The sequence below is a fragment of the Sulfoacidibacillus ferrooxidans genome (assembly GCF_022606465.1).
Taxonomy (GTDB): Bacteria; Bacillota; Bacilli; order Alicyclobacillales; family SLC66; genus Sulfoacidibacillus; species Sulfoacidibacillus ferrooxidans.
In genome coordinates this window covers 1-255 of sequence record NZ_JALBUF010000142.1, presented here as the reverse complement: position 1 = coordinate 255, position 255 = coordinate 1, and the positions used below count along the sequence as shown (strand labels likewise).

1 protein-coding gene is annotated in these 255 nt (G+C 38.0%); it reads right to left on the bottom strand.

Annotated features, from left to right (window positions below; genetic code table 11):
- Positions 1 to 255, bottom strand: a 255-nt coding sequence (locus MM817_RS17725; protein WP_241717213.1) for a PhzF family phenazine biosynthesis protein, incomplete at both ends; no start/stop codon positions are given.

Below are 255 nucleotides of genomic sequence, written 5' to 3'. Positions count from 1 at the left end.
GAAACGAGTGCTGCAATGGTAGGGTGTATCGCAAGAGAAACTTCTTCTGTCGGAGTAAAATATCTTAATTCAAAATCAAAATCAGAGTTTTGGGGAGCAGAAAGCACAAATGTTGTTTCAACAAGATTAAATTGACGTGCAATCCGTAACATTGTCTCATGATCCAAGGTATTTGCATTAAGAATAACTGCTGCTGGATTTCCCTCAAAAGCATTACTTGTAAAGCTGTTCACAACGGAAAAGGGTATATCTACC